Source organism: Promicromonospora kroppenstedtii DSM 19349 (assembly GCF_000515355.1).
GTDB classification, from domain to species: Bacteria; Actinomycetota; Actinomycetes; order Actinomycetales; family Cellulomonadaceae; genus Promicromonospora; species Promicromonospora kroppenstedtii.
Map to the genome: position 1 here is coordinate 59,757 of NZ_KI911665.1, position 804 is coordinate 60,560.

The window sequence follows — 804 nt, forward strand, 5'->3', positions numbered from 1 at the left end:
GACCCCTTCCACGTCCTGCTCCACCGGCTCGGCCGGCGGCCACCGACGGACCGGCGCCGCGGCCGCCACGCCACCGTCGGGCAGCAGGCCACGCAGCATCTGCAGCTTGGCCGCCTGCGCCTCGGGCGTGTTGCGCGCGGACGGCGGCAGCCCCGGGTCACCGACGTCGGTCAGGTGGGCGTCGTCGGGCGGCTCCTCCATGGCGAAGGGGAGGTCTGCGAAGGGGTCCTTGGTCACGTCATCGATCCTAGGAGCAGCCACCGACACCGCGAGCCGGTTATCCACAGCCGGGTGCGCTTGGCACACTATTCGCGGGCGGTCCCCTGCGGCTCCGCACGCGTCACCGCGACGTCGTCGGGCGCGTCCGCCGACGCCGCCAGCGACGCGAGCAGGGCGAGCCGCTCCCCGCTCGGCGAGTCCGGCGCGGCGTGCAGCAGCACGACCATCTGCCGGTCGGTCCCGGCGATCGACAGCTTCTCCATGTCGAGCTCCAGCTCACCGACCTGCGGGTGCAGCATGCGCGTGACGTGCGGCCGCCCCAGGTTCACGTCGTGCCGCGCCCAGAGGGTACGGAACCGCTCCGAGGCGAGCGAGAGCTCCCCGACGAGCCGTTCGGCTCGCTCGTCCGTGTCCGTGCCGACCGCCTCGCGGAACCGGGCGACGATCTTGGGCGCCACGTCGAGCCAGTCCGGGTGCATCGCCTGCTCGGCGGGGTCCAGGAACAGGTCGCGGAGCCGGTTGCGGCCCACGCGGAGGGTGGGCGACAGGGCCTCCGCGAGCCGGTTCACCGCGAGCACGTCGAAG

Annotated in this window: 2 protein-coding genes; both read right to left on the reverse strand. The window is 73.9% G+C overall.

Translation table 11 applies throughout. The annotated features are described in order from the left end of the window. The coding region (locus PROKR_RS34765; protein WP_036963725.1) for a hypothetical protein at window positions 1–237 on the reverse strand (237 nt) is incomplete at its 3' end. Between the two features lie 68 nt (window positions 238–305). Further along, window positions 306–804 (reverse strand): MmyB family transcriptional regulator (locus PROKR_RS12645; RefSeq protein WP_036963727.1); only part of this gene is annotated, 499 nt, incomplete at its 5' end.